General features: G+C 44.8%; 3 protein-coding genes. All 3 read right to left on the bottom strand.

Going from position 1 to position 4,067, the window contains the following annotated elements:
- The coding region (locus tag HMPREF1250_RS05415) for a PriCT-2 domain-containing protein (protein WP_023053632.1) at positions 1-1,031 on the bottom strand (1,031 nt) is incomplete at its 3' end.
- Between the two features lie 24 nt (positions 1,032-1,055).
- The gene (locus tag HMPREF1250_RS11190) at positions 1,056-3,692 is read right to left on the bottom strand and encodes a DEAD/DEAH box helicase family protein (protein ID WP_196806855.1); all 2,637 of its coding nucleotides are present in this window, start codon (positions 3,690-3,692) and stop codon (positions 1,056-1,058) included.
- A 2-nt stretch (positions 3,693-3,694) separates the two neighbouring features.
- Positions 3,695-4,067 (bottom strand): hypothetical protein (locus HMPREF1250_RS11840; RefSeq protein WP_023053631.1); only part of this gene is annotated, 373 nt, incomplete at its 5' end.

Raw genomic sequence — 4,067 nt, 5'->3', positions numbered from 1 at the left:
CGAAGGCTTTCAGGCTCCGGTAGATTATCGTTAATCGATTCGATCCATGTCTGCCACTCGGCGAAACTGCTCTTACCGATATTCGTATCAACCAGGAACTGCTTTTTATCCTTACGAGTAACGCCGGGCATACGACTGAGGCGGCTCGGATTTCGATTCTGAACGTCTATTTCAAGGCCGTTTTTACGACATATGTTGTAAAGATAATCGACCCGTTTGCGATACTCGTCGTAATTGGCAGCGTCTACTTTAACGATGGCGTGAACAGATTTGCCACCGCTGTAAACCATGCACGTAACAGGAAGCTCCAGTTTACGGATGATTTCGTTTTGCTTGTCGATGGGCATACAGTCCGATTCAACCAAAGCGTATTTAAACTCCGTCACGTTCTCATTACGGACTCCTCGGCCGTCTAAAGGGTTAAAGCGAATCCAAGCGCCTACGTCGGGATTATAATCGCCCAGGACGGCCCCGATATCGCCGTCACACTCTGATAAGGCGTGAATAAGCTCCCCTGCTGTACGCTTAAATTTTCCCTTAGACGGCAAGAATTTCCCGTCCTGTTCCCAAGATTCAGTCACGTAGCCGACGTAATCGGAACTGTCATAGAGAAGCTCTAAATAAGTAATTAAATCTTTGGCGGGATTCCAATTATCGCCGGGGTCTTCAATTTCTCGGCCTTCCACCCAGTTCTTATCGATAATGACTTCTTCGTCGGCAATGATTTCATCATCCCATCCATACGCCCGATCGGGTAAATGGGGTGCGACGGTCCAGCCGTTTTCTTTGGCCATGTTTACGATAGTAGCTCCCGTAACGGGACTTCCGTTATAGTGTCCTGTGAACGTTGCCCATTTCTTCGTACATTCTCCGGCGTGATAACGAGTGATGTCTTTGGCACTCCAGGATTCCCAGTCGCTAATGTCGTAGCCTTCTTCTTTAAGCCCCATTCCGACCTGCAGCCATTCCTGATAATCGCAAAAGGCGGGGTCGATGTAGTCCAATAAAGGTATTAAGTTGATTTTACGCATTGCTTTTTCATCTCCTTTATCGGACTACGCCGGGATATAGGTTTCAGGCGTTACGCCATTCGGAACTCTCCAATTATTCATGGAAATTCGGGCAATCATAGAAGAGGCCTGGTCAAACGTCCATGTCCCGACGTGCTGGAAACCACGGGACTCCAGGAAGCGTATTTGTTTCGGCCTTGACAGGCTCATATCCTGACGTTTCTTTAATCTGTCTAGAAGAAGTGAAGCCTTGCCAGCGTTTTCAATCTCATCGGCAAAGATACCGAATTTTTCAAGGGCTTGAATTTGTTTTACAGACGGCGGCGTCATTTCATAACCAAACGACGGCACATATCCCGATAAGTCTTCAGACTGTATGGACATTTCAAACTGTAGCGGATCCACAAGCTTACGCTTGCGCTTTTTCATTTCCTTAAGCTTTTCAGCTAAGGCTTGTTCCCGTTCAGCCACGACATCCGATTCAGATTCTTTTTTGAGTTCTTCAATATCAATCGGAACCGCCGAGTTTTCAAGTTTTTCCGTCATTTTCTTTGCGATGTCTTCATCTTTACTGATGAGATGTGCCGGTCGACATAACTCGTGCCGTTCCGTGTTCCATAAAAAATCAAGCAGCAATACATTCTCTTTTCCTTCGTGTAATCGAGTGCCACGGCCTACCATTTGGCTATATAATGCCCGTGATTTGGTCGCTCTTAGAACAATAATGCAATCCACCGACGGACAATCCCAACCTTCAGTAAGAAGCATACTGTTACATAGAACGTCGTATTTCCCGTCCTCAAAGTCTTTAAGGACTTCTGCCCTATCTTGGCTATTACCGTTTACCTCGGCGGCTTTAAAGCCGTATTTACGAAGATATCGGCAGAATTTCTTACTCGTTTCTACAAGAGGTAAGAATACGACGGTCTTTCGGTCTTTAGCGTATGTCACCATTTCTTCTGCAATCTTATCAAGATACGGCTCAAGAGCCGTTCCGAGTTCCCCTACTTTGTAATCGCCTGCCGCCATGCCGACATGTGCAATGTCCAATTGCAGAGGGATGGTCTGTGCGACGATTTGAGAGAGGTATCCGGCTTTAATAGCTTGCGGAAGTTTGTATTCATACGCTAAGCTGTCGTATATCTGTCCGAGGTTACGCATATCGCTTCTGTCAGGCGTTGCCGTAACGCCCAGGACTTTCGCGTTAGAGAAGTAGTTTAAAACGTTCTGGTAGCTATCTGAAATAGAATGATGAGCTTCATCGATAATGATCGTGTCGTAGTAATCAGGAGAAAACTGAGACAGTCGTTTCTCACGCATTAGCGTTTGAACACTGCCGACGGTAATTCGATACCAAGATTGAAGAGCCGTCTGCTCGGCTTTTTCTACAGCACATTTTAGGCCTGTGGCTTTCGCTATTTTATCGGCTGCTTGTTCCAGGAGTTCTCCACGATGTGCCAGGATTAAAACTCTATTACCGACTCGTACTTGAGATTCGGCAATCTTAGCGAAGCAAATAGTCTTTCCACAATTATGGGTGATTGTAAAATCATCTAATAAATAACGGTTGTCTCCATCAACAGTAAATCCAATGTATGCCCCTGTTCCGATGGGTTCTACAGTAAATCCAGTAACAAGAACATTTTTCTTTTGTTTTCGTGAAGTAGCCATTTTTCGCTGAACTTTCATAGGGATTTTATCGCAGTTCCCGCTAATACTAACCCGGTAGTATGTTCCTACAAAATTATTGCACCCCTTTTTACAGGGTGTAACATAGGCCGCGAGCCCAACCGATCTACACATAAAGGCCAAATCATTAGAAAGGCGTTCGGATTTAGAAATAAAATCATAGCCGTTATATGTAAAGTGGCCATCACTATCTAACAATCCAGCAATAACGTTAAGACGTACCCCTATAGGGCCTGTTTTATAGATATCAGGTACTTGTTTTGTAGCAGATGTTTTTCCTCTCATGCCTAAATCTTTTAAAGAACGAATAAAGGCGGAGCGAGTGTATGCTTTTTTACTGGCAAAAATATAGGTTGTCGCCTTCCCAGCCGGTTCTGTACGAATCCGCAAATCCAATAATTCCGCTTGTTGGTGAATGACCTTCACCACTTCATCATCCATGGTGGTGATACTGATAGAGGAACCATTTAACCCGCCATCCCCTAATAATATCCCCAAGAAATAAGGATCAATAGGGTAATCGTTTTGGTGGGAATGATAGAAAGTAATAGCGTCTGCTCGAATCAGTTTGTGGATATGTTTTTTCCATTTACTCCAGGTAAGCCATTCTTTTACAGAAACATCAATAATTTCACCACCATGTTTTTCACTTGGATATACGGGATGATTCGATTCTTTGGTTCGTTTTAATGTCAGCATATGATTTTCATCTACAACGAAAGGCTTGCCTTTTACCGGGCAAATTTTATACAAATATCCTTCTCCGTGGATGATTTGAAGGATATGCCGGGGAGTACCATCGCTTCCCAATAGGCAATCTTTTAGCTGGACATCTTCCACCTTTTTTATATTTCCATCCGCTAACAATACTTTTTCTCCGATAGCATGGCATCCTGTGGGCAAGACGAGTAATGTTTTGTTATGGCCTATGTCCCATTCATGCAGGACGGCGTCGACCGCCTCCTGCTGATAGGGACGAAGCTCAATGCCCACGATTAAAAGGCTCCTTGAGTCCACTCTTTACCCGATTCTTCCTTGTCGTAGAACCGGTCGACGTTCGGGTAAGTCTTTCCGTTATATTCCCGAAGTTTAATCTTAAAGCGACCGGTAGATCCGAGGACTTCATTCCAGCGGATCGTGAACTTGTCATCGCCCTTCTTCATGTGTCCGATGGCACGGGCAAATCCGGTGAGTTGCCATTGTGATTTACTGTGTAAGAAGAGGTTCTGCTTAATGCGACCTTTTTGGCCGTTCACGTTTACTTCGTATGTTATTTTCGCCTCGTTGCATGCAGGCATTTTCTCGCTGCCTTCAAAGTAGCCTCGCTCGAAGTTGGTAATCTTAAAGTCATAATCTCCTGCGGGTATG

It is taken from the genome of Megasphaera vaginalis (ex Srinivasan et al. 2021) (assembly GCF_000478965.1).
Classification (GTDB): domain Bacteria; phylum Bacillota; class Negativicutes; order Veillonellales; family Megasphaeraceae; genus Megasphaera; species Megasphaera vaginalis.
This window is presented reverse-complemented; position numbering and strand designations above follow the sequence as displayed.